Here is a 21,883-nt window from a genome sequence, read left to right as displayed (position 1 = left end):
TCTATATTTTTGTATTACTTTTATTTGAAATAGTTAAGCAAAAATGATATTTGTATTATAATTATAAAACACTAAGTAGCTAATTGGTTTCAAATTTTTACTTTTACATATGTTTATATTGTTTATTGTAATTGCTTGAGTTAACATTTCTTAATTATCTTTACAATATGAAATATCTTAAATTACTCCTTATATTTTTTACTTATACCATTTATGGCCAAACATGGCAAACCACAAGTATCCCTCCAAATGCCAATGGCCAAAGGTTTGATGATGTGTTTTTTTTAACTGATGCGTTAGGATGGGCTGCAAATGGCTACTATGCTTCTGTTTATAAAACTGTTGATGGTGGCATAACTTGGACAGAACAACTTAATGAAAGCATGTTGGGAGGCAATTATTATTTTAGGAACATTGAATTTTTGAATTCTGATATTGGTTTTTTAGGCACTTTAAACGGTAAGGTTTTTTCAACCAGCGATGGTGGAGCAAATTGGAGTGAAATCTTAAACATAGCTCCAAATCCACCTGCCATTTGTGGTTTTTCTGCAATAGGAAGCAGTACTGTTTATGGGTGTGGTGCTTATTTTTCACCAGCATATATTATAAAATCCACAGACAGTGGGACAACCTGGAGTTATATAGACATGTCTCCTCACGCAAATACTTTAGTGGAAATTAAGTTTTTGACTGAAGCCATGGGCTTTGCATGTGGAAGCAACAACTCTGGGGCAATTATTTTAAAAACTACTGATGGAGGAAGCTCATGGACAGAAATTTTCAACTCCAATATACCTGGTGAATATGTCTGGAAATTGCAAATTTTAGAAGACAGTCCAAATGTATTGTTTGGTGCCGTATCCTCTGTTTCCCCTTTTAATGGGAAACTTATAAAATCTACCGACAATGGGATAAACTGGAACAGTTATGATGCACCAGAAACAGACATTCAAGCTGTTGGATTCATCAATGAAAATGTTGGGTGGATGGGAGGCCATACAACAGGTTTTTATGAAACTGTAAACGGAGGGCTTAGCTGGACCAGTTTAAATATTGGGTCTAATTTGAATAGAATTTTTATTATAAATTCTTCTTTGGCTTATGCCTCTGGAACTTCCATTTATAAATTTACAGATGAAACCTTAGACACTGATAGTATTACAGAAAACCCTTCAAAATCTTTAAGTATCCAATTACACAACAATCCTGTGACTTCTGTGTTGAAACTGAGCATTTATTTCCCCAGTAACGATAACATGCTAATAGAACTCTATGACAGTAAAGGCTCTTACATAAGACAATTATCACGAGAAATCATTACTTCAAGTAAGATTCAAAAAGAATATAGTTTTCCTGTGGACGACTTACCAACCGGAGTTTACTACATAAATTTCCATAATAATTTTCAACGGCAATCGTTAAAATTTATAAAACAATAAATCCATTTATTATTATTCTTTTATATTTATAAAAAAAACTCATGAAGAAATCAACTTTAATCCCCGTTTTGGCATGTTCCGTAATCATGCTATTTTCATTGAACCTATCTGCACAAAATTTTAGCGATTTAGACAAAAGTCCTATGGACGTAGCTGCTTTTCCAAGCAGTTACAAAGAGTCCAACAAGCAAGTAAAGGTTATATACAGCAGACCCCAATTAAAAGGAAGGGATGTTAAAACCTTAACCCCTAACGGAAAAGTATGGCGAACTGGCGCAAATGAAGCTGTTGAGATTACTTTTTATCAAGACAAAATGTTTGGAGACAAACAAGTAAAAGCAGGCACCTACTCCATGTTTACCATTCCAAACGATAAAGAATGGACCGTTATTTTAAATTCCGATTTGAATGTTTGGGGCGCATATTCCTATAACGAAGCTAATGATGTGGCAAGGGTAACAGTACCTGTTTCCGAAGGAAAAGAAACATTGGAAGCTTTTTCAATTGCTTTTGATGACAAAGGCAACATGCATATGGGTTGGGACACCTTACGCGTGACTGTGCCAATTAAATAACAACGAATCACGAAACTACAAAAATTAAAAAATGCTCCTAAGTGCAAATATTCTTGGAGCATTTTTCTTTGTTCTAAACTCTTAGCACTTTGTGCTTTATTATTGTGTTAAAAAACCTTAATCCCTTTTTACGGAATATTCAAATATTTATGTGTTTGCAAAGACACTTTCCATTTTGGGTTTGCCATTACATACTCTACAATTTCCGGAACCACTTTGTCTCGTTTACTCCATTCTGGCTGTAAATACAAAATACAATCTTTATTGACTTTGGCTGCCTGTTCTTCGGCAAATTTAAAATCGCTTTTATTGTAAATAATCATCTTAAGCTCATGGGCTTTCCCATAAATCTCTTCTGTTGGAAGCTTTAATTTTTTTGGCGACAGGCAAATCCAATCCCAAACACCAGTGAGCTTATAAGCTCCTGAGGTTTCAATATGTGTTTGCAAACCTTTTTCCTTTAGCTGCGTGGTCAAAGGTGTCATATTCCAAGTTAAGGGCTCTCCTCCAGTAACCACTATGGTTTTACTGTATTTAACAGCGTTTTCAACTATTTTTTCGGTTTCAGTGGGAGGATGCAATTCTGCCAACCAGCTTTCTTTTACATCACACCAATGGCAACCCACATCACAACCTCCAATTCGCACAAAATAAGCAGCAGTGCCTTTATGGAAACCTTCACCTTGAATGGTGTAAAACTCTTCCATTAAAGGCAACAACAACCCTTTATCAATCAACTCTTGTCTTTCACTTCTAGTCATAGTTTGCAAAGATAGGAAACAGTATTCAGTATGCAGTATGCAACAAACAGTTTTTCGATAATGATTTACAAAAATCATTATTAGTACCAAATAAAATTTTTATAGACCATATCATTAAATACACCTTCCACTTATTTGTTGAAAAGATTTTCCAGCAGATTGGTTGAAGATTAGTATTTTTATAAAAAATTTAAAAAATGAATAAACAGGAAGCGTTCTTTAACCATATCACGGAAGGCAATACCAACAAAGGGGAATACATTACTTTAGGCTCTGCCATGTTAGATGGAAAGACCATAAAAAATGCTTTTGTAAACGTTCCATTAAAAACCATGAACAGACATGGTTTAATTGCTGGAGCAACAGGAACAGGTAAAACCAAAACCTTGCAAGTGCTTGCTGAAAACCTTTCGGAAAAAGGCGTTCCAGTGATTCTTATGGACATAAAAGGTGATTTAAGTGGATTGGCCCAACCAAGTCCTGGACATGCAAAAATTGATGAACGCCATGAAGCCATAGGGCTGCCATTTGAACCTAAAGCTTTTCCTGTAGAAATTTTAACGCTCTCTGCACAAAATGGTGTGAGGCTTCGTGCAACCATTAGCGAATTTGGACCTGTTTTAATCTCAAGGATTCTGGACGTTACCGAAACCCAAGCTGGTATTATTTCCGTTATTTTTAAATATTGCGACGACAATAAACTACCACTACTCGATTTAAAAGATTTCAAAAAAATCCTGCAATATGCCACAGACGAAGGCAAAAAAGAGTTTGAAGAAGCTTATGGCCGAATTTCCACAGCTTCCACTGGAGCCATTTTAAGAAAAATCGTAGAGCTGGAACAACAGGGAGGCGACTTGTTTTTTGGTGAAAAATCGTTTGACCCTCAAGATTTGCTTAGAGTTGATGAAAACGGTAGAGGCTACATAAATATCATTCGATTAACGGATATTCAAGACAAACCTAAATTGTTTTCAACCTTTATGCTAAGTTTGTTGGCAGAAATTTATTCCACATTTCCTGAACAAGGAGATACGGGAAGGCCAGAACTAATCATGTTTATAGACGAGGCACATTTAATTTTTAACGAAGCATCCAAAGCCTTATTGAATCAAATTGAAAGTATTGTAAAACTGATTAGAAGTAAAGGAGTTGGTTTGTATTTTGTTACCCAAAACCCTACAGATGTTCCTGAAGCCGTTTTAAGTCAACTAGGGCTAAAAGTCCAACACGCGTTAAGAGCTTTTACTGCCAAAGACAGAAAAGCCATAAAGTTGACTGCGCAAAATTATCCAGACACAGAATATTATGATACTGCAAACGTTCTTACCTCTTTAGGAACTGGTGAAGCCTTGGTTTCTGCTTTAAATGAAAAAGGCAGACCAACACCTTTGGCTGCAACCATGATGCGTGCTCCAATGAGCAGAATGGACATTTTAACCGATACTGAATTGGAAAATTTACTTAACAACTCGAAACTTGTAAAAAAATACAACGAAGAAGTTGATAGGGAAAGTGCCTATGAAATGCTCAATGAAAAAATTGAACAAGCTGAAGCCGAAGAGCTTAAAGAAAAAGCACGAAAGGAAAAAGAAGCTCTTGAAAAAGCGAAATCCAAAAGTACTTCCAGTAGAAAAAGCACCAGGATGAACCCCATTGTAAAAGTACTTACAAGTGCTACATTTATTAGAAGTGTCTTTGGAATTTTAACCAAAGTCATGAAAAAATAACCCCTAATTTAACCCAAATATGTATATGAAAAAAACCGTTTTCAGCCTAGTATTCATAAGCCTATTGTGTATTGGTTGTAAAAAAGAACAAAATCCGTTTCAAATAGGAAAACAACATGTTGGATTGCTAACAGATTCCACTCAAGTTAAAGACTTAAAAGCTGTTTTTGCCAACGATTCGGTTGTGTCTAGACTTCTGGATAATGAGTTTACATTTAACAGAACAGACATTGATGTTTTTGATAAGTCAGGAAACAAGTTGCTAACGCTAACACCTAAAACAGTCCAGGATTCCACCTCAACCATAGAAACCATAAAAGTATTGGACAGCAGGTTTAAAACGGAAAAAGGTATAAGCACAAACAGTACCTTTGGGGATATTGAAACACATTATAAAATTTCAAGCATTCAAAATACGCTTAAAAACATAGTGGTTTTTGTAAACGACATCAATGCGTTTTTTACCATATCCAAAAGTGAATTGCCTGCCGAATTGCAATTTGATACCAATGCCAAAATAGAAGCTGTTCAAATTCCGGAAAAAGCTAAAATTAAATATTTTATGATAGGTTGGTGATTTAGAAGGCAATCTCCTAATAACACTTAGCAGTTGAAGCAAATAAAATGCAAGAAAATAAAAAATACACCATTCAAGAGAGTCCGTTTGTTGTTCCAACAACCGACGGAAAAATAATAAGGGAACATTTTGGAAATGCAACAAATAAAGATTCCAATATAAGTGTGGCGCACATGATAGCACCAGCAGGTTGGAGCGAACCTTTTCAAACCCCAGAATTCGACGAGTACACCTTTATCATTAAAGGCAAAAAACAGTTTATAATAGATGGTGAAGAAATTGTGTTGGAGGCAGGACAATCCATAAAAATTGAAAAAAACACAAGAGTTCAATATTCCAATCCGTTTACAGAACCTTGCGAATATTTGGCCATTTGTTTACCTGCTTTTTCCATGAATTTAGTTAACAGGGAAAGCGAATGAAAACCATCTTACAAAAAACCATAGGATTTTTTATAAACAGTATTGGCATGTTTTTCCCCAAATTGGCAGCTAGAATGGCTTTGTTTTTATTCACAAAACCCTTAAAAGGTAGGCCAGACGAAAAGCAATCCGATTTTTTGGACACGGCCTTTAGGGAAGAACTGTCCTTTAACAACATGCCCATTATGACCTATCGATGGCTTGGAAAAAAACAGACTGTATTATTGGCTCATGGCTGGGAAAGCAACTCTGCTAGATGGAAAGAATTGATTACAAATTTAAAACAAAAAGGCTTTGGCGTTGTTGCATTAGATGCTCCTGCACATGGACGTTCCGGCAGCAACAGGTTCAATGCCATAATGTATTCGGAATTTATTAAAGTGGTTTCAGACCGTTTTGAACCCAACATCATTATTGGACATTCGGTTGGAGGTATGGCTTCTGCCTATTTTCAATACAAATACCAAAAAGAACATGTGCAAAAAATGATTTTACTTGGAGCACCTTCAGAATTTACCGATGTTTTAAAAAGATACACCAACATGCTTGGCTATAGCAAACGCGTTAAAAAATATCTTAACTCAATGATCAAAGAACGTTTTGGCGATTACCCTGAAGCTTTCTCCACGGCAACCTATTCAGAACATATTACTTCAAAAGGATTGATTATTCATGACAAAAAAGACAATATCATTCCCTATAATGATGCACTTCTTATTAAAACAAAATACAAGAACAGCATGTTGGTTTCAACTGAAGGATATGGCCATTCTTTAGCAACCGAAGAAGTTTCCAACTACATTTACGATTTTATAGACAACTAAAGTTGCTATCTTTGCGCTATGGAAGAAAATTTAAAACGCATCAATAAATTTTTAAGTGAAGTTGGTTATTGTTCCCGTCGCGAAGCAGACAAACTCATTGAAGCTGGACGTGTGACCATTAATGGTGAAATCCCTGAAATGGGAACCAAAATAGCTCCAACCGATGTGGTACATGTTGATGGAAAATTAATTAAAAACACAAAAGAAGAATTTGTTTATTTGGCTTTCAATAAACCTGTAGGCATTGTTTGTACCACTGATACTCGCGTTGAAAAGGACAACATCATCGATTTTATAAATTATCCGAAACGTATTTTCCCAATTGGCAGGTTGGACAAACCGAGTGAAGGTTTAATTCTCTTAACTGACGATGGCGATATTGTAAATAAGATATTAAGAGCGAGCAACAACCACGAAAAAGAATACATTGTAACGGTAGACAAACCCATTTCCCAAACGTTTATAAAACACATGAGCGAAGGCGTGCCTATTTTAGATACGATTACCAAAAAGTGTGTGGTTGAAAAATTGGGAACCTACGAATTCAAGATTGTTTTAACACAAGGTTTAAACAGACAAATCCGAAGAATGTGTGAATATTTGAATTATGAAGTTGAAACCTTAAAACGTGTTCGTATCATGAACATTAAACTGGATATTCCCGTTGGCGAATACAGAGAGTTAACAGCCAAAGAATTTCAAGAACTGTCTCAATTGCTGGAAAGTTCCACTAAGGAATTTAGAACAAAAACCAAACCTAACAGAAAAAAATAAACCTCATGATTCCTCCATTTCACATAGCCATTCCTGTTCACAATTTAGAGACCTGCAGAACCTTTTACAAAGATGTGTTGCTTTGTGAAGAAGGCAGAAGCAGCGATCATTGGGTGGATTTCAATTTTTTTGGGCATCAGTTGGTAATCCATTACAAACCAAAACCAGAAGAAGATTTACATACCAATTCTGTAGATGGAAAAAACGTTCCCGTACCTCATTATGGCGTGGTTTTACCTTGGAACGAGTTCCATGCACTTGCAGATTCCCTTAAACAAAAAGAAATTGATTTTATTATTGAACCTTATATTCGATTTGAAGGTTTGGTTGGCGAACAAGCTACCATGTTTTTTTATGATCCAGCTGGTAACGCATTAGAGTTTAAAGCGTTTAAAGACAGGAATCAATTATTTGCGAAATAGTAAAATTTTAGTGGCGCAACTCTCTAGCCAATAAGGTGTTTTTTAACAACATAGCTATGGTCATAGGACCAACACCTCCAGGAACTGGCGTTATAAAACTGGCTTTTTTACTAACATTTTCAAAATCTACATCTCCAGTAATCACATATCCTTTAGGGGAATTTTCGTCTGCAACACGTGTAATACCAACATCGATAATAACGGCGTCATCCTTAACCATTTCAGCTTTTAGAAAATTAGGAACTCCCAATGCAGAAATAATAATATCTGCCTGAGAGGTTATTTGAGTGATGTTTTTTGTATGACTATGCGTGACTGTTACCGTTGAATTACCAGGAAACCCTTTACGTCCCATTAAAATGCTCATGGGTCTGCCTACAATATGAGAACGTCCAATAACAACGGTATGCTTGCCTTTGGTCTCTACATTATACCTGTCCAATAGTTCCAAAATCCCAAAAGGTGTTGCAGGAATAAAGGTAGACATATCCAAGGCCATTTTACCAAAGTTCATTGGGTGAAATCCGTCAACATCTTTGTCTGGATCTACAGCCATTAAAACTTTTTGGGTATCTATTTGTTTAGGCAAAGGAAGTTGAATGATGAATCCATCAATATCTGGATTGTTATTGAGCTCATCTATTTTATCCAACAATTCTATTTCACTGGTGGTATTGGACATCCTGATCATGGTAGACTCAAAACCAACACGTTCGCAAGCTTTAACTTTGCTGGCCACATAGGTTAAACTAGCGCCATCATTCCCAACAATAATAGCCGCTAGATGAGGCACTTTTTCGCCTTTGGCCTTCATTTTTTTTACTTCTGCAGCAATTTCGTTCTTAATGTCGTTGCTTACTTTTTTTCCGTCTAGTATGACCATAATTATTAGTTTTCTGTCGCAGTTGCCGTTTTCAGTGTTTGCCCTTGCGAGATTGGTTTTCTGTCGCGGTTTTAAGATTAATTCAATTAAAAATCAATCAGTATTTACCTCGAATTTCCCTGGGTTATTTATCATAAAATTTATTAATTTACCAACTACAATTCCGCGATTTGATAAATCAATGTGTTGCTCTTTCGAAATATAATTACAAGCTAAAGCAAAATCTAACGAAGTATTTGTTTCAGAATTTTCTGCATCAGCATCAGTTAGTTTACCATCGTATTGTTTTGGATATTCTCTTTTTCTATAAGCTTCAGCTAAGTTAGCATTTAATGAACGTGAACTTCTTCTAATTTGATCAGTAAGTGAGTAGGTTCCTTCTTTTGGAAATGATTTTGAAATTTCAAAAACAGACATAGCCAAATCAAATGCTTTTTGGTACGCTATTGGTTTTTTAAAATCCATTTACTAATAATTTCGTGATTAAAATATTAAAACACTGCTTACTGAGACTGAAAAATGAGACTAAAAACTACCTCATCCCTTTCATAGCCTGCATCATGGCTTTTCCTTTGCCTCCTTGCATCATTTTCATCATCTTGCTCATTTGATCAAATTGTTTTAACAACTGATTCACTTCTTGAACAGAGGTTCCAGACCCTTTTCCAATACGTTTTTTTCTGCTGGCATTAATAACCGACGGGTTACTGCGCTCCAAAGGTGTCATGGAATGGATAATGGCTTCAATACCTTTAAAAGCATCATCGTCTATATCAATATCTTTCATCATTTTTCCAGCTCCAGGAATCATCCCAATAAGGTCTTTCATATTCCCCATTTTCTTGATTTGCTGGATTTGCTTCAAGAAATCGTCAAAACCAAATTGATTTTTAGCAATTTTCTTTTGGATTTTTCTTGCCTCTTCCTCATCGTATTGCTCTTGAGCTCTTTCCACAAGGGACACAACGTCTCCCATGCCCAGAATTCTATCTGCCATACGAGATGGATAAAACACATCAATAGCTTCCATTTTCTCGCCAGTACCTATAAATTTAATAGGCTTATTAACTACAGATTTAATGGAAATTGCAGCACCACCACGAGTATCACCATCTAATTTAGTTAATATAACACCATCAAAATTCAAGACATCGTTAAAAGCTTTGGCTGTGTTAACGGCATCCTGACCAGTCATGGAGTCGACCACAAACAGTGTTTCCTGAGGCTGTATGGCTTTATGAATGTTGGAAATTTCGGTCATCATGACTTCATCTACAGCCAAACGACCAGCCGTATCTATAATCACAACGTTATGACCATTGGCTTTGGCATGAGCGATACCTGCTTGAGCAATTGCCACGGGATCTGTATTTCCTTTATCGCTATAAACCTCAACATTTATTTGCTCTCCTACTACATGTAATTGATCGATTGCTGCAGGACGATACACATCACAAGCTACCAGTAGAGGTTTTTTTGTTTTTTTGTTTTTAAGGTAATTGGCCAGTTTTCCAGAAAAAGTGGTTTTACCTGAACCTTGCAAACCAGACATTAAAATAATGCTAGGGTTACCAGATAAATTAAGACCAGCTGCATCGCCACCCATAAGTTCGGTTAATTCGTCTTTAACGATTTTAACCATTAACTGTCCAGGTTGAAGGGTAGTCAATACGTTTTGTCCAAGTGCTTTTTCTTTTACTCGAACAGTAAATTCCTTGGCTATTTTAAAGTTAACATCGGCATCTAAAAGCGCTCTACGAACTTCTTTTAAGGTTTCGGCAACGTTTACTTCTGTAATGCTTCCGTGTCCTTTAAGTACGTGTAAGGCTTTATCTAATTTTTCACTTAAATTATTAAACATAGTCTTCTTTCTGTTTTTAAGAGGCACAAAAATAGCAATTTCAAGCGTATTTATAAAGTTTAGTTTAGAATTAATTCCATAAAAAAAGCTGCCTTTATAGACAGCTTTTTAACTCTGTTAATCTTATCAATTAACTCAAAACTAAATTTTTAACCACAATCCTTATCCAACACCAGTTCATTATCACTATTGGTAACATCATGCAAAATTAACTGATTGCTGGTACACTCCACTACCAAATAGGTACCATTGATAATTTGCACATTACCTCCAGAAACATTGGATATGATAACTTCTACGGCATTATTTCCTTGCGATACAGACCAGTTTGCAGTATATTCCTCTGTTCCGTTTGGCATAAAAATCACTGCTTCATTATTGGTGTTAAAAGCAATATTAAACATACTGAAATCACTTCCTGCATAACTTGTAACTGTCCATTCGCAATCTAAAAGCATGCCTTCCACATCTCCTGGTGTACACATACCAGTGTTGTTGCACTCACGTTCCATAACCATGGTATTGGAATTGTTTAAAGCTTCAAACTCCAAACGGCCTTCTTGACAATCAACTACCAACCATTCTCCAGTAATGGCCTGAATGTTTGGTGCTGCAACATTTATAAACTCCACTATTACCCCATTGGCAGACTGAGATGTGGTATAATTTACCGTTATGGTCATGCCATTTCCAGTGATAACCACTTCGGAATCTGAAACAAAATCAAACTCGTACATGATTAAATGGTCGTCTCCATTAAAATTAACCACATACCATAAACAGTTTTGTAAAAAGGCATCCACATCTGCTTCAGAACATCCTGTAGGATTACAATTTTCCACAAACAAATCTATGGTGAAAATATCAAAGTTTGATGGGTTGCTTATAAGCTCTACTCTTACATAAATCATTTCAGCTGGAACAGACATGTTTAAATAAGCTTCTGGATTTGCTATGGCATTTACATTGGCCTGCGCATTCGTTTCGCTTACATGATAGCTTACATTAAATTGATTTGGGCTCTCGCAATTGGCATAAACCGTAGTTAAATTAAACAGTCCTACGCCATTATTCGGGATGTTGTCTGTACTATCGCAAACAGTTAATATAATATTGGCATTAATCTCTTCAACATCTTCAAAACACTCAAACGGGTTTGGTTGGGACGAGCAATCTTGTTCCAGGACCATTTCTACGGTTTGATTGGCTGTTTCCTGAGTTAAAACATAGCGATCATCATCACAATCAACTACCATCCAATCTCCTTCTAATTCTGTAAAATCGGTTAAGCCACTAATTGTTACCACAACAGTTCCATCAACTTCTGAAGCATACCATTCCCCTCCAACAGTTACAGAACCTGTACCAAATATAATTTGCAATAAATTATTATCATTAAAATAAAAATGGTAGCCTAAATAGTCATTATTTACATTATGGGCTGCAATTACCCAATGACATTCCTGTAAGTTTTCTAACACATCCTCTAAGTCACAATCATCCTCACAATTTTCATCAGCAGCATTAATGGCTTCTTCTAAAGCTTGGTTATTGTTTACTTCAACCGTTGAACCATTTGCATATGCTATGGTAACTGGAAAATTCAAACTAGCTAAAACAACGCCATTATCATCATCATCCAAGCCTTCCAAAAAGATATAAAGTTCGTAATCGTTGTCTATTACCACAGTATCTATCACTTGAAAATCCGTATTGTAAATAGAGAATGAAATAGGGTAAACAAAATCGGCACATTCAATAATGTCTTCATCGCTAATGCAGGTTTCAATAAAATCTTCCAAAGCATCAACAGTTTCAATATTCACTTCTGTATAATCGTTTAAAATAATAGTGATCGGGAATAAAAATTCCAGATCATCGTCGTCTGTATTGCTGGCATCAAAAATAGCCTGCAACACATTCAAATCGTCTAAAGTTTCAATGGTAAGGGTTATGCCATTGGCCACAATGGTAACGGGTAAATTAACTGTAAAGCAATCGCTATTATCCAAAAGATCATCAACACTTCCGTCATTGGCAGAAGTATATCTCATAAGATTCGCCAAATTGGATTCTGGCTGAATAATTTCTTGTTCGTTAGGAGGTGTTTCTTCAATTACTTCATCTTGACAAGAAGTAAAAGTAAAAAACAAAACTCCAATAAGTAGGTAGAAAAATTTGATTGGTGCTCTCATAATATATATTTTAATTAAACTCATTTCTTATAAAACAGTTTAAATTTAAAAACTCCTACCTTACCATTGGTTTTTTTATACATTTATAGGCCGAAAATTAAAAAAATGCCCAAAGATCTAAACAATCATATTTGCAATGAAGCGCTTTTTGCAAAGCTATTTAAAACACATGCCAAGAACTTGCATGACTTTTTATATTATAAGTTTGGGGAACGTTTAAATCCTCAAGACAAAGTCCAGGAGGCTTTTATAAAACTTTGGGAAAACTGTAAAAATGTGGAGCCTTCCAAGGCAAAATCGTTTTTGTTTACAGTTGCGAACAATTTAATGCTCAATGCTGTGGCTCATGAAAAAGTGGTGCTGAAATTTCAGGAAACCAGACCCAAATCGTTTACCAATGAGACCCCTGAATTTTTATTGGAAGAAAGTGAATACATGCATAAGCTCCAAAAGGCCATTGCCAATTTAACAGAAGCCCAACGTGTGGCTTTTTTACTAAACCGAATAGAAGGCAAAAAACATAAAGAAATTGCCGATATGCTGGACATTTCCACCAAAGCTGTGGAAAAACGTATTTACGGAGCCTTAAAACAATTACGAAAAGACATTGAAGATATTTAAAACCAAAGGTAGGAAAAACAAGACCTTACTTGTTATATATATGAATAGCTGATTTATGACTAAAGACAAACTCATACAGAAATGGTTACAAGACGACTTGAACCCTCAAGAACTGGAGGCTTTCAAAGCGTTGGAAGATTATGATGCTCTCATGAAACTATCTGAAGGCTTAAAGCATTTTAAGGCTCCAAAGTTTGATGAGAAAGGTGTGTTTGAACAAATTTCCAAAACCATATCACAAAAACCTGTTCAAAAACCTAAAACCTCCTGGTTAAAACCTGTCTTGCGCATAGCTGCCCTATTGGCTATATGCTTTAGTGTTTATTATTACACAACTACCTTAACCACAGATGTCTCAACTTTAACTGCCGAAAAAACAACCATAACGTTGCCAGACCATTCAGAAGTGACTTTAAATGCCAAGTCCCAAATCAGCTATAAGAAAAAACAATGGAAAGACACGCGTAAGCTAACATTGGAAGGGGAAGCTTATTTTAAGGTTGAAAAAGGATCCAAATTCAGTGTTGAGACCTCATTTGGAACCATAACCGTTTTAGGCACCCAGTTTTTAGTTGAAAACAGGAACGGTATTTTTGAAGTGATTTGCTACGAAGGCTCCGTAAAAGTAACTTCAGGTATTGCTGATAAAATTTTAAAACCAGGCGACCAATTTTTAGTCCTGGATGGAAAGTTAATAACCAAAGAAAAAGAAGAATCCTCGGCTCCTGCTTGGTTACAAAATGAAAGCGTGTTTAAAAGCATGCCTTACAAATACGTGCTAAACGAGCTGGAAAGACAGTATCAAGTAAGGTTTGATGCTCAAAACATAAATAGCAACAGGCTATTTACTGGTAGGTTTGTACATAATGATTTAAATTTGGCCCTAAAGGCTATTACCATTCCTTTAAATATTGAGTACACAACTAAAAATGGCTTGATTGTATTGCATGACAAGTAAACATATTCTTATTTTTTGGTGTTTTTTCCTGAGTGCTTGTAGTTTTATTCAAGCTCAAAAAACCTATAAGACCAAAGAGTCACTTGCTATCGTTCTCAAAAACATAGAACAAGAATACAACCTGTCTTTTTCTTATGCCGATGCAACCATTGCCAATGTAAAACTCATACCTCCACCAAAGGACCTTTCGCAAGACAAATTGATTACCTATCTAGAAACCGAAACCCATTTGGTTTTTGAAATCTTGGATGCTAAAAATTTTGCTATAAGACCCATGGCATTTGCCGACATTACCAAAACCCAATATCTGGATGAAGTGTTACTTACCAATTATTTAACCGAAGGAATTTCTCTACAAGCCGATGGAACCTCTCACGTGAACCTGAAGACCTTTGGTATTTTGCCTGGCTTGATTGAACCCGATGTTTTACAAACCGTTCAAGCTTTATCCGGAATAACCAGTATAGACGAACGCGTCTCCAGCTTGAACATACGTGGTGGTACCAACGATCAAAACCTCATTCTTTGGGATGGGGTTAAAATGTATCAAACCGGTCATTTTTTTGGGCTTATTTCTGCTTTCAACCCTGCACTTATCGATCAAGTGGTAGTTTCAAAAAATGGGTCTCGTGCCCAATTTGGAGATGGTGTTTCTGGTATAATAGACATGCAAACATCTCATGAGGTTTCACAGGAGTTTACTGGAAGCCTTGGCGTCAATATGTTGGCAGCCGATGCTTATGCCATGATTCCCGTATCAGAAAAAATAAGTCTTCAAGTGGCTGGACGACGCGCCATTACAGACTGTTTCACCACACCAACTTACAAACAGTATTTTAAACGCATTTTTCAAGATTCCGATTTAAACAACCCCAATGAAACTGTTATAACCAATAGTGAAAACTTCTACTTTTACGATATTTCCGGTAAACTTGTTTACGATGTTACTAAAAACGATAAAATTGAAATAAGCTTTCTGTCCATTGATAATGCTTTGGATTACGAAGAAACGGCCAAGATTAATAACACAAGCTCTCTAAGCAAGAGCCAATTAACCCAGGGAAGCTTGGCACTAAACACCAAATATACCAGAAATTGGAGCGACAAACTTCAGACCATAGTTCAAGCGTATTTTTCAAGCTACGATTTGTATGCAACCCATCAAGACCTTAGTAACAATCAAAAACTTATTCAGGAAAACGAAGTTACAGATGGAAGTTTTAAAGCACACTTACGTTACAATGTGGACCCTCAATTAAATTATGAAGGTGGTTACCAATATTCTGAAATTGGCATTGGCAACCTGGAAGACGTTAGCAATCCGGATTATAGGCGCTACATTAAAGAAGTATTGCGAACACATGGTTTTTTTAACGAATTGTCTTTTAAGTCAAAATCCGGAAACACAAGGGCTAGATTTGGGTTTCGTACAAATTATATTGAAAAGTTTTCCGAGATTTATTTTGAACCTCGTGTGAGTTTCAATCAAATTTTTGCTGAAAACTTTAGAGTGGAAGTTCTTGCCGAACTAAAAAGCCAAACCACTTCTCAAATTATCGATTTGCAAAACGATTTTTTGGGCATCGAAAAAAAACGTTGGGTATTGGCCAACAACAACAACAACAACAACAACAACAATATTCCTGTAATTAAAAGCCAACAGTTTTCTACTGGCATCCATTATAACAAAAACAAATGGCTACTCAGTCTGGAAGGTTATCTTAAAAATGTGGACAACATCACGTCCAGAAGCCAAGGGTTCCAAAATCAGTTTCAATACTCCAACAGCATTGGTTCCTACAGGGTTACTGGACTGGATTTTTTAATAAACAAGCAATTTAAACACATCAGTACCTGGTTGGGTTATTCTTTCAGCAAAAACAACTACAGTTTTACCAATTTAAATCAAGGCGAAAAATTTCCAAACAATGTGGATATAAGACATCAATTAAATGCCTCAGGCACTTACACAATAAACCGATTAAAACTGGCTTTAGGCTTTAATTGGCATACTGGAAAACCAACCACTTTCATAGATGTGTCAGCTTCTGAAGCAACAAACAGTTTAATCTATGGCCAACCCAACGCAAACAATGTATCGGATTATTGGCGAACAGACATTTCTGCCGTTTACGATATCTTGATTTCAAAACATACCAAAGCACAGGTTGGCGCTTCTTTCTGGAACATATTTAATACCAAAAACATCATAAACAGTTACTATGTTATGGATGCCAACGACCAAGTGATTCACGTAGAAAATGTGTCGTTGGGCTTTACTCCCAATGTATCGTTACGTGTCATATTTTAAGAAATTACTCTTTGTTTTTATGGTGTTTAAGGTTTCTATTTTCCAACGGAAAGCGTGTTTTTGTAAGTCGGTACTGGTTGTGGTTAGAATAATACTATCAGCAGCAAATTCCACTCTATTGGTTGCTTCCTGCACCAAAGACTGAGTAAGCAACCTAATGTTTAATTCTTGCCTGGAAAGTGGCTCTTGGGCAGTTTCTATTTTTAGCAAGGAACAACTGTTCATGGAAACACCTAAAATAGAAACAAAAAGAGCTTGTTTAAGAAATTTGTAAGTACTTGTTTGACCACTAAAAACCTTTTTAGTTATAAATATAACAACTAAAAAGCTAATATTTAACAACCAATTCAAAAAAACCAAATAGAGAAATTGATTTTTTGGGTAGATTAAAAAAGTAATTTAATGTTTGCGTAAGAATTTTCCAAGGCTTTTAAGGCCTCTTCCTTGTTTAACCATGCCACTTTGGTAATCCCTTCTGTTTCTTCTGGCTCCAACTTGCCACTGTAGGATGTTTTCATTTCAAACCAATAAGTTATTTTAATCCTATTTCTGCCATTGCGTTTAAAAATATGATAAGTGGTTTCCAAGGGTTTAACAATTTCCAGGTTTTTAACACCTGTTTCCTCTTCTACTTCCCTTAAAGCTGTTTTTTCTATGGACTCCTTTTTTTCGGTTTTGCCTTTGGGTAAATCCCATTTATCGTTTCTGTAAATAAATAAAATATCCCCTTTTTCATTAAAGGCCTTTCCTCCTCCTGCAACGACGTTTGGAAGTTTTTTTAAAAATTTTTTCAATAGCTTTTCTTCGCTTTCATGAATTAGCCTAACTTCTTTCAAAGAGGTTTTGTTAAGCTCTTTAACCACCTTGTTCAGGTTAACCGTTTTTAAAGAATAGTTTTTAAACCCCTTTTCTTTTTCAACCTTGGTAGTTAAAATAATAGGCTTATCGTTTACATAAACTTTGTGCATAATGTGTTTTAAAGCTATTATGAAATGTAAAAATAAAAACTTTTAGATCATAACAATAGATTTCATAAGTAATTATAAATACATTTTCAAATTAAAAAATTAATTAAAAAAGTGTAATTTTGCGCCTATGATTTTTAACAAACATACTGCAAGAAAAACAGCTGAGGTTTTATTGCAAATAAACGCTATAAAATTAAGTCCAAACAATCCGTTTACATGGGCTTCTGGATGGAAATCGCCAATATATTGCGATAACAGAATTGTATTGTCTTATCCAACCATTCGAAATTATATTCGCGAAACCATGGCGAAACAAATTGAAAAACAATATGGCAAACCAGACGTCATTGCCGGAGTGGCTACAGGAGCCATAGGTATTGGCATGTTGGTTGCCGAATACTTGGGAGTGCCTTTTATTTATGTACGTCCTGAAGCTAAATCTCATGGAAGAAAAAACCAGATTGAAGGCCATGCAGAAAGTGGCCAAAGCGTAGTGGTTATAGAAGATTTAATAAGCACTGGAAACAGCAGCTTAAATGCCGTTAAAGCCCTTAAAGAAGCACAATTGAATGTAAAGGGCATGATTGCCATTTTTTCTTATGGTTTTGATGTTGCTGTAAAAAATTTTGAAACCGAAAACATTCAACTACACACTTTAAGCAATTATGAAAGCCTGTTGGAACAGGCTCTGGAAACCAACTACATCACACAAAAAGAACTACAGACATTATCTGATTGGAACGCCAATCCTAGTGAGTGGAACGCTAATTGATATAGATTAATGTGACGTTTAAAAGTTGTTAGACACATACTCAAAATAATATTTTATTGAACCATAACGACCAAACGACACACAAAAACAACAATAACATGAATTTAGAATCACCAACAGTTACAGTAGAAAAATCACCTGAAGCCGTTTTTAATTTTTTATCGGACGTTAAAAACTTTGAAAAGCTCATGCCTGAGAATATCAGTAAATTTGAGGTTTTAAGCGAAGACACCTTTTTGTTTGCCCTAAAAGGCATGCCAGAAATAGTCTTAAAAAAGAAAGAACTTATAGCTCCAAACAAAATTGTTCTGGGAGCAGCTGGAGGAAAAATAGATTTTTCCTTAACTGGCCTGATTACTGAACTTGGGGAAGAAAAGAGTGAGGTACAATTGTTGTTCCATGGCGAATTTAATGCCATGATGGCCATGATGATAAAAGGGCCTATTTCAAAATTCATTGAAACCTTAGCCAGCAACATTCCTGGATCTATTTAATATAGCAGACTTATTTCTTTTAAATCGAATTCCTTTACAACATCGTCTTCCAACAAGACCTGTAAGTTGCCGGAATTTGAAACAGACTTAATAAAACCTGAAAACATGGAACCTTCAGCATCTTTAAATGTTGAAGGTTTGTCTTTTCTAAACAGTAGCTTTTCGTAAGCATGTTTTATCTCTTGATATTTTCCAGCTTTTAGGGCATCAACATATTCTGTAAGCTGTGCAACAATTTCTAGCATGAGCTCGTCCAAAACAAAAACCTGTCCTGAAATCAAACGCAAAGAAGAGGCTTTTGGCAAATTGGAAAACCCTGTTTGGTTAACATTCAACCCAATGCCTATGATGGTACTATTCAATTGATTTTGTTTTATGACATTTTCAATTAAAATACCACATACTTTCATGTTTTCTGACAAAATGTCGTTAGGCCATTTAATCCTTAATTTGGGTATTGAAAACCGTTCCAAAGCCTTGATTATAGACAACGCAGTTACCATGCTTATGTAAAAACCTTTATCGGCATGAAGCCAAGAAACATCCTTTAACACACTAAACATAAGGTTTTTAGAACCTTCAGACTGCCAAACGGTTCCCATTTGCCCACGACCTTGGGTTTGGTAGTTTGCAACCACAATGGTATTATCAACCAAAGCCTCTTCCATACTTAATTGCTTTAAATAACTATTTGTGGAATCGATGGCATTAAGTTTGATTATACGCATAATAAATGGTTATATTCGTACTGAAAAATCTTATGAAAATTTTAAAGTATAAAGAACTAAAAAATAATAACTTTGCACAAATTAAAAATCATTAATGGCGAAAAAAGAATCTAACGCAGACTTGCTTATAGCAACTATCTTAAGTGGAATTGAAGATGTAAAAGGAGAAGATATCAACATTCTGGACCTTAGGGATATTGAAAACACGGTTTGCGACTACTTTATCATTTGCGAAGGTAACTCTAACACACAAGTTAATGCCATTGTAAATTCCATTCAGAAAAAAGTAAGTAAAGAATTAAAAGACAAACCTTGGCACATAGAAGGCGAAGACAATGCCGAATGGGTATTAATGGATTATGTGAATATTGTTGTACATGTGTTTCAAAAACACATTAGGGAATATTACGACATAGAAAGCCTTTGGGGAGATGCAAAGACAACAGTAGTTGAAACAAAATATTAAAATATATTAATGGCAAATAACAAAAAAGTAAATCCTAAAAAACCAAAATTCAGTCCATACTGGATTTATGGCATCATCATAGTCATTTTCTTAACTATGCAATTATTTAGTGGAAGTAGTTTTCAAGATGCTAGCTTGACAACACCTTCACAATTTATGACCTATTTAAGAAATGGAGATGTTGAAAAAGTAGAAATTGTAAATAGGCGCGAAGCTAAAGTATATTTAACTGCCGAAGCTGAACAAAAAGAGGTTCATAAAAAATCCAAACCTACTTCCTTATTACCATCTGCTACTCAATTACCAAATTATAAGTTTGAATTTGGCGACCTTCAAAATTTTGAAGACGATATTTCCAAAGTTATTGCAGAAGAAAATTTAGATCCACAACCTAAAATTGAATACAAAACCGAACAAAACCTTTGGGGAGATTTCATTATAGGCTTACTTCCTTTTATACTTTTAATAGGCGTTTGGATCTTTATCATGAGACGTATGTCTGGTGGTGGCGCAGGTGGTGCAGGTGGCCAAATTTTCAATATAGGGAAATCACGAGCTAAACTATTTGATGAGAACACAGAGGTTAAAACCACTTTTAAAGACGTTGCTGGTCTGGAAGGTGCCAAAGAAGAAGTGCAAGAGATTGTGGATTTTCTTAAAAACCCTGAAAAATACACCTCTTTGGGAGGTAAAATCCCTAAAGGCGCTTTACTAGTAGGACCTCCTGGAACTGGAAAAACCTTATTGGCAAAAGCTGTAGCTGGAGAAGCCAAGGTACCTTTTTTCTCGCTATCGGGATCAGACTTTGTTGAGATGTTTGTTGGAGTTGGAGCTTCGCGAGTTCGAGACCTATTCAAACAAGCAAAAGAAAAATCACCAGCCATTATATTTATTGATGAGATAGATGCCATTGGTCGTGCTAGAGGAAAAAACAATTTTTCCGGTTCCAACGACGAAAGAGAAAACACCCTTAACCAGCTTTTAACAGAGATGGATGGGTTTGGCACCAACACCAATGTAATAGTTTTGGCTGCCACAAATAGAGCAGATGTGCTGGACAAGGCATTAATGCGAGCTGGGCGTTTTGACAGACAAATATTTGTTGACCTACCAGATGTTCGTGAACGTAAAGAAATTTTTGAAGTCCATTTAAGACCTCTTAAAAAAGCCAAAGATCTGGACATTGACTTCTTAGCCAGGCAAACCCCTGGATTCTCTGGTGCAGATATAGCAAACGTTTGTAACGAAGCAGCTTTAATTGCCGCTAGACAAGGTAAAAAAGCAGTGGACAAACAGGATTTCCTGGATGCTGTAGATAGAATTGTAGGTGGTCTTGAAAAGAAAAACAAAATCATGACCGTTGCAGAAAAAAGAGCCATTGCTTATCACGAAGCTGGTCATGCAACTGTAAGCTGGATGCTGGAGCATGCTGCTCCTTTAGTAAAAGTGACCATAGTACCTCGTGGACGTTCCCTAGGTGCTGCCTGGTACCTGCCAGAAGAACGTTTAATTGTCCACCCAGAGCAAATGCTGGACGAAATGTGTGCTGCTTTAGGTGGTCGAGCTGCCGAAAAAGTGATGTTTGATAGAATCTCTACAGGAGCATTAAGCGATTTGGAAAAAGTAACCAAACAAGCTAGAGCCATGGTTACCATATATGGCTTAAGCGACAAAGTAGGAAACTTGACCTATTATGACTCCTCTGGACAAAACGAATATGGTTTTACAAAACCTTACAGCGAAAAAACAGCTGAGTTAATAGACCAAGAAATCTCTAATATTATAGAGGAACAATATCAAAGAGCAGTAAAGCTTCTTGTTGAAAATAAAGATAAATTAACGCAACTAGCAGAAGTACTCCTTGAAAAAGAAGTTATTTTTAAAGACAACTTAGAAAAGATTTTTGGCAAACGTCCTTTTGAAAAAGAGGAACTTGTTGAAAATAAGAAAGAAACTGTTAAAGAAAACAAAGAACTTAACAAAACAGAAGAAGAATAAAATATCTCTTATATATTTGTTAAGGTTAAGCAAAAATCTTAAATTGACCCTATGGTTAATTTAAGATTTTTTATATTTGAAAAAAAGCCTACTATGCTTAGATT

At 35.7% G+C, this 21,883-nt stretch carries 23 protein-coding genes; 15 read left to right on the top strand and 8 right to left on the bottom strand.

All coding sequences use genetic code 11. From position 1 onward, the window contains the following. Positions 1–167: 167 nt before the first annotated feature. Both AACY93_RS02740 and AACY93_RS02735 read left to right on the top strand, forming a co-directional pair. Positions 168–1,439, top strand: a complete 1,272-nt coding sequence (locus AACY93_RS02740) for a YCF48-related protein (RefSeq protein ID WP_286852828.1) — start codon at positions 168–170, stop codon at positions 1,437–1,439. Positions 1,440–1,480: 41 nt separating this feature from the next. After that, positions 1,481–2,014 carry a DUF2911 domain-containing protein gene (locus AACY93_RS02735; RefSeq protein WP_007646557.1) on the top strand — a complete coding sequence of 178 codons (534 nt, stop codon included), beginning with the start codon at positions 1,481–1,483 and terminating at the stop codon, positions 2,012–2,014. Positions 2,015–2,142: 128 nt separating this feature from the next. Here the strand turns inward: AACY93_RS02735 and AACY93_RS02730 are convergent, their stop codons facing one another. Further along, complete coding sequence (locus tag AACY93_RS02730) at positions 2,143–2,775, bottom strand: 7-carboxy-7-deazaguanine synthase QueE (RefSeq protein ID WP_286852827.1); 633 nt, start codon at positions 2,773–2,775, stop codon at positions 2,143–2,145. Between the two features lie 197 nt (positions 2,776–2,972). Between AACY93_RS02730 and AACY93_RS02725 the strand changes: the two genes are divergently transcribed. From AACY93_RS02725 to AACY93_RS02700, 6 genes are read left to right on the top strand one after another with little or no spacing between them, the layout of a single operon-like run. Continuing rightward, on the top strand, positions 2,973–4,505 hold the full coding sequence (locus tag AACY93_RS02725; protein WP_286852826.1) for a helicase HerA-like domain-containing protein: 1,533 nt from the start codon (positions 2,973–2,975) through the stop codon (positions 4,503–4,505). Positions 4,506–4,530: 25 nt separating this feature from the next. Continuing rightward, entirely contained in the window at positions 4,531–5,082 is a 552-nt protein-coding gene (locus AACY93_RS02720; RefSeq protein ID WP_286852825.1) for a hypothetical protein, read from the top strand. A gap of 47 nt (positions 5,083–5,129) precedes the next feature. Next, a complete protein-coding gene (locus tag AACY93_RS02715; RefSeq protein WP_007646549.1) occupies positions 5,130–5,504 on the top strand; it encodes a cupin domain-containing protein in 375 nt (124 codons plus the stop codon). Beyond that, positions 5,501–6,328: an alpha/beta fold hydrolase gene (locus tag AACY93_RS02710; RefSeq protein WP_286852824.1), complete on the top strand. Its 828-nt coding sequence runs from the start codon at positions 5,501–5,503 to the stop codon at positions 6,326–6,328. Before AACY93_RS02715 ends, AACY93_RS02710 begins: the two co-directional genes overlap by 4 nt. 18 nt (positions 6,329–6,346) lie before the next feature. Then, complete coding sequence (gene rluF / locus AACY93_RS02705) at positions 6,347–7,102, top strand: 23S rRNA pseudouridine(2604) synthase RluF (RefSeq protein ID WP_007646544.1); 756 nt, start codon at positions 6,347–6,349, stop codon at positions 7,100–7,102. A gap of 5 nt (positions 7,103–7,107) precedes the next feature. Continuing rightward, on the top strand, positions 7,108–7,524 hold the full coding sequence (locus AACY93_RS02700; protein ID WP_287005887.1) for a VOC family protein: 417 nt from the start codon (positions 7,108–7,110) through the stop codon (positions 7,522–7,524). A gap of 7 nt (positions 7,525–7,531) precedes the next feature. Here AACY93_RS02700 and AACY93_RS02695 read toward each other — a convergent pair whose 3' ends face one another. From AACY93_RS02695 to AACY93_RS02680, 4 genes are all read right to left on the bottom strand, one after another. Further along, positions 7,532–8,407 carry a tetrahydrofolate dehydrogenase/cyclohydrolase catalytic domain-containing protein gene (locus AACY93_RS02695; RefSeq protein WP_007646539.1) on the bottom strand — a complete coding sequence of 292 codons (876 nt, stop codon included), beginning with the start codon at positions 8,405–8,407 and terminating at the stop codon, positions 7,532–7,534. Positions 8,408–8,500: 93 nt separating this feature from the next. After that, positions 8,501–8,872: a four helix bundle protein gene (locus AACY93_RS02690; RefSeq protein WP_286852822.1), complete on the bottom strand. Its 372-nt coding sequence runs from the start codon at positions 8,870–8,872 to the stop codon at positions 8,501–8,503. 67 nt (positions 8,873–8,939) lie between these two features. Continuing rightward, entirely contained in the window at positions 8,940–10,268 is a 1,329-nt protein-coding gene (ffh, locus tag AACY93_RS02685; RefSeq protein WP_007646534.1) for a signal recognition particle protein, read from the bottom strand. Positions 10,269–10,417: 149 nt separating this feature from the next. Beyond that, positions 10,418–12,463 carry a hypothetical protein gene (locus AACY93_RS02680; protein ID WP_286852821.1) on the bottom strand — a complete coding sequence of 682 codons (2,046 nt, stop codon included), beginning with the start codon at positions 12,461–12,463 and terminating at the stop codon, positions 10,418–10,420. 105 nt (positions 12,464–12,568) lie between these two features. Between AACY93_RS02680 and AACY93_RS02675 the strand changes: the two genes are divergently transcribed. Genes AACY93_RS02675 through AACY93_RS02665 form a run of 3 tightly spaced genes read left to right on the top strand, consistent with a single transcriptional unit; the run spans position 12,569 to position 16,353 of the window. Next, entirely contained in the window at positions 12,569–13,084 is a 516-nt protein-coding gene (locus AACY93_RS02675; protein WP_007646525.1) for a sigma-70 family RNA polymerase sigma factor, read from the top strand. Positions 13,085–13,139: 55 nt separating this feature from the next. Beyond that, positions 13,140–14,042, top strand: a complete 903-nt coding sequence (locus AACY93_RS02670) for a FecR family protein (RefSeq protein ID WP_287005890.1) — start codon at positions 13,140–13,142, stop codon at positions 14,040–14,042. Next, positions 14,032–16,353: a TonB-dependent receptor gene (locus tag AACY93_RS02665; RefSeq protein WP_287005891.1), complete on the top strand. Its 2,322-nt coding sequence runs from the start codon at positions 14,032–14,034 to the stop codon at positions 16,351–16,353. The genes AACY93_RS02670 and AACY93_RS02665 overlap by 11 nt, the downstream gene beginning before the upstream one ends. On the opposite strand, the gene AACY93_RS02660 is transcribed toward AACY93_RS02665, so the two are convergent. Together AACY93_RS02660 and AACY93_RS02655 are read right to left on the bottom strand one after the other, a co-directional pair. Then, positions 16,336–16,563 carry a hypothetical protein gene (locus AACY93_RS02660; protein WP_286852817.1) on the bottom strand — a complete coding sequence of 76 codons (228 nt, stop codon included), beginning with the start codon at positions 16,561–16,563 and terminating at the stop codon, positions 16,336–16,338. The two genes, AACY93_RS02665 and AACY93_RS02660, sit on opposite strands and share 18 nt — an antisense overlap. Before the next feature lie 176 nt (positions 16,564–16,739). Continuing rightward, positions 16,740–17,321 (bottom strand): NUDIX domain-containing protein, encoded by a 582-nt coding sequence (locus AACY93_RS02655; RefSeq protein WP_286852816.1) that lies wholly within the window; start codon positions 17,319–17,321, stop codon positions 16,740–16,742. A gap of 127 nt (positions 17,322–17,448) precedes the next feature. Here AACY93_RS02655 and pyrE point away from each other — a divergent pair, with 127 nt between their 5' ends. Together pyrE and AACY93_RS02645 are read left to right on the top strand one after the other, a co-directional pair. Then, a complete protein-coding gene (gene pyrE / locus AACY93_RS02650) occupies positions 17,449–18,093 on the top strand; it encodes an orotate phosphoribosyltransferase (RefSeq protein ID WP_286852815.1) in 645 nt (214 codons plus the stop codon). Between the two features lie 98 nt (positions 18,094–18,191). Then, positions 18,192–18,587 carry an SRPBCC family protein gene (locus tag AACY93_RS02645; RefSeq protein WP_286852814.1) on the top strand — a complete coding sequence of 132 codons (396 nt, stop codon included), beginning with the start codon at positions 18,192–18,194 and terminating at the stop codon, positions 18,585–18,587. Here the strand turns inward: AACY93_RS02645 and AACY93_RS02640 are convergent. Continuing rightward, complete coding sequence (locus AACY93_RS02640) at positions 18,584–19,315, bottom strand: biotin--[acetyl-CoA-carboxylase] ligase (protein WP_286852813.1); 732 nt, start codon at positions 19,313–19,315, stop codon at positions 18,584–18,586. The genes AACY93_RS02645 and AACY93_RS02640 overlap by 4 nt on opposite strands. Before the next feature lie 94 nt (positions 19,316–19,409). Here AACY93_RS02640 and rsfS point away from each other — a divergent pair, with 94 nt between their 5' ends. Then, positions 19,410–19,781: a ribosome silencing factor gene (gene rsfS / locus AACY93_RS02635; protein WP_007646512.1), complete on the top strand. Its 372-nt coding sequence runs from the start codon at positions 19,410–19,412 to the stop codon at positions 19,779–19,781. A 9-nt stretch (positions 19,782–19,790) separates the two neighbouring features. Then, entirely contained in the window at positions 19,791–21,779 is a 1,989-nt protein-coding gene (gene ftsH / locus AACY93_RS02630; RefSeq protein ID WP_007646506.1) for an ATP-dependent zinc metalloprotease FtsH, read from the top strand. Positions 21,780–21,883 lie beyond the last annotated feature (104 nt).

Source organism: uncultured Xanthomarina sp., assembly GCF_963971605.1.
GTDB lineage: Bacteria > Bacteroidota > Bacteroidia > Flavobacteriales > Flavobacteriaceae > Xanthomarina > Xanthomarina gelatinilytica.
Note: the sequence above shows the minus strand (reverse complement) of the source record. Positions and strands in the feature narration are given on the sequence as shown.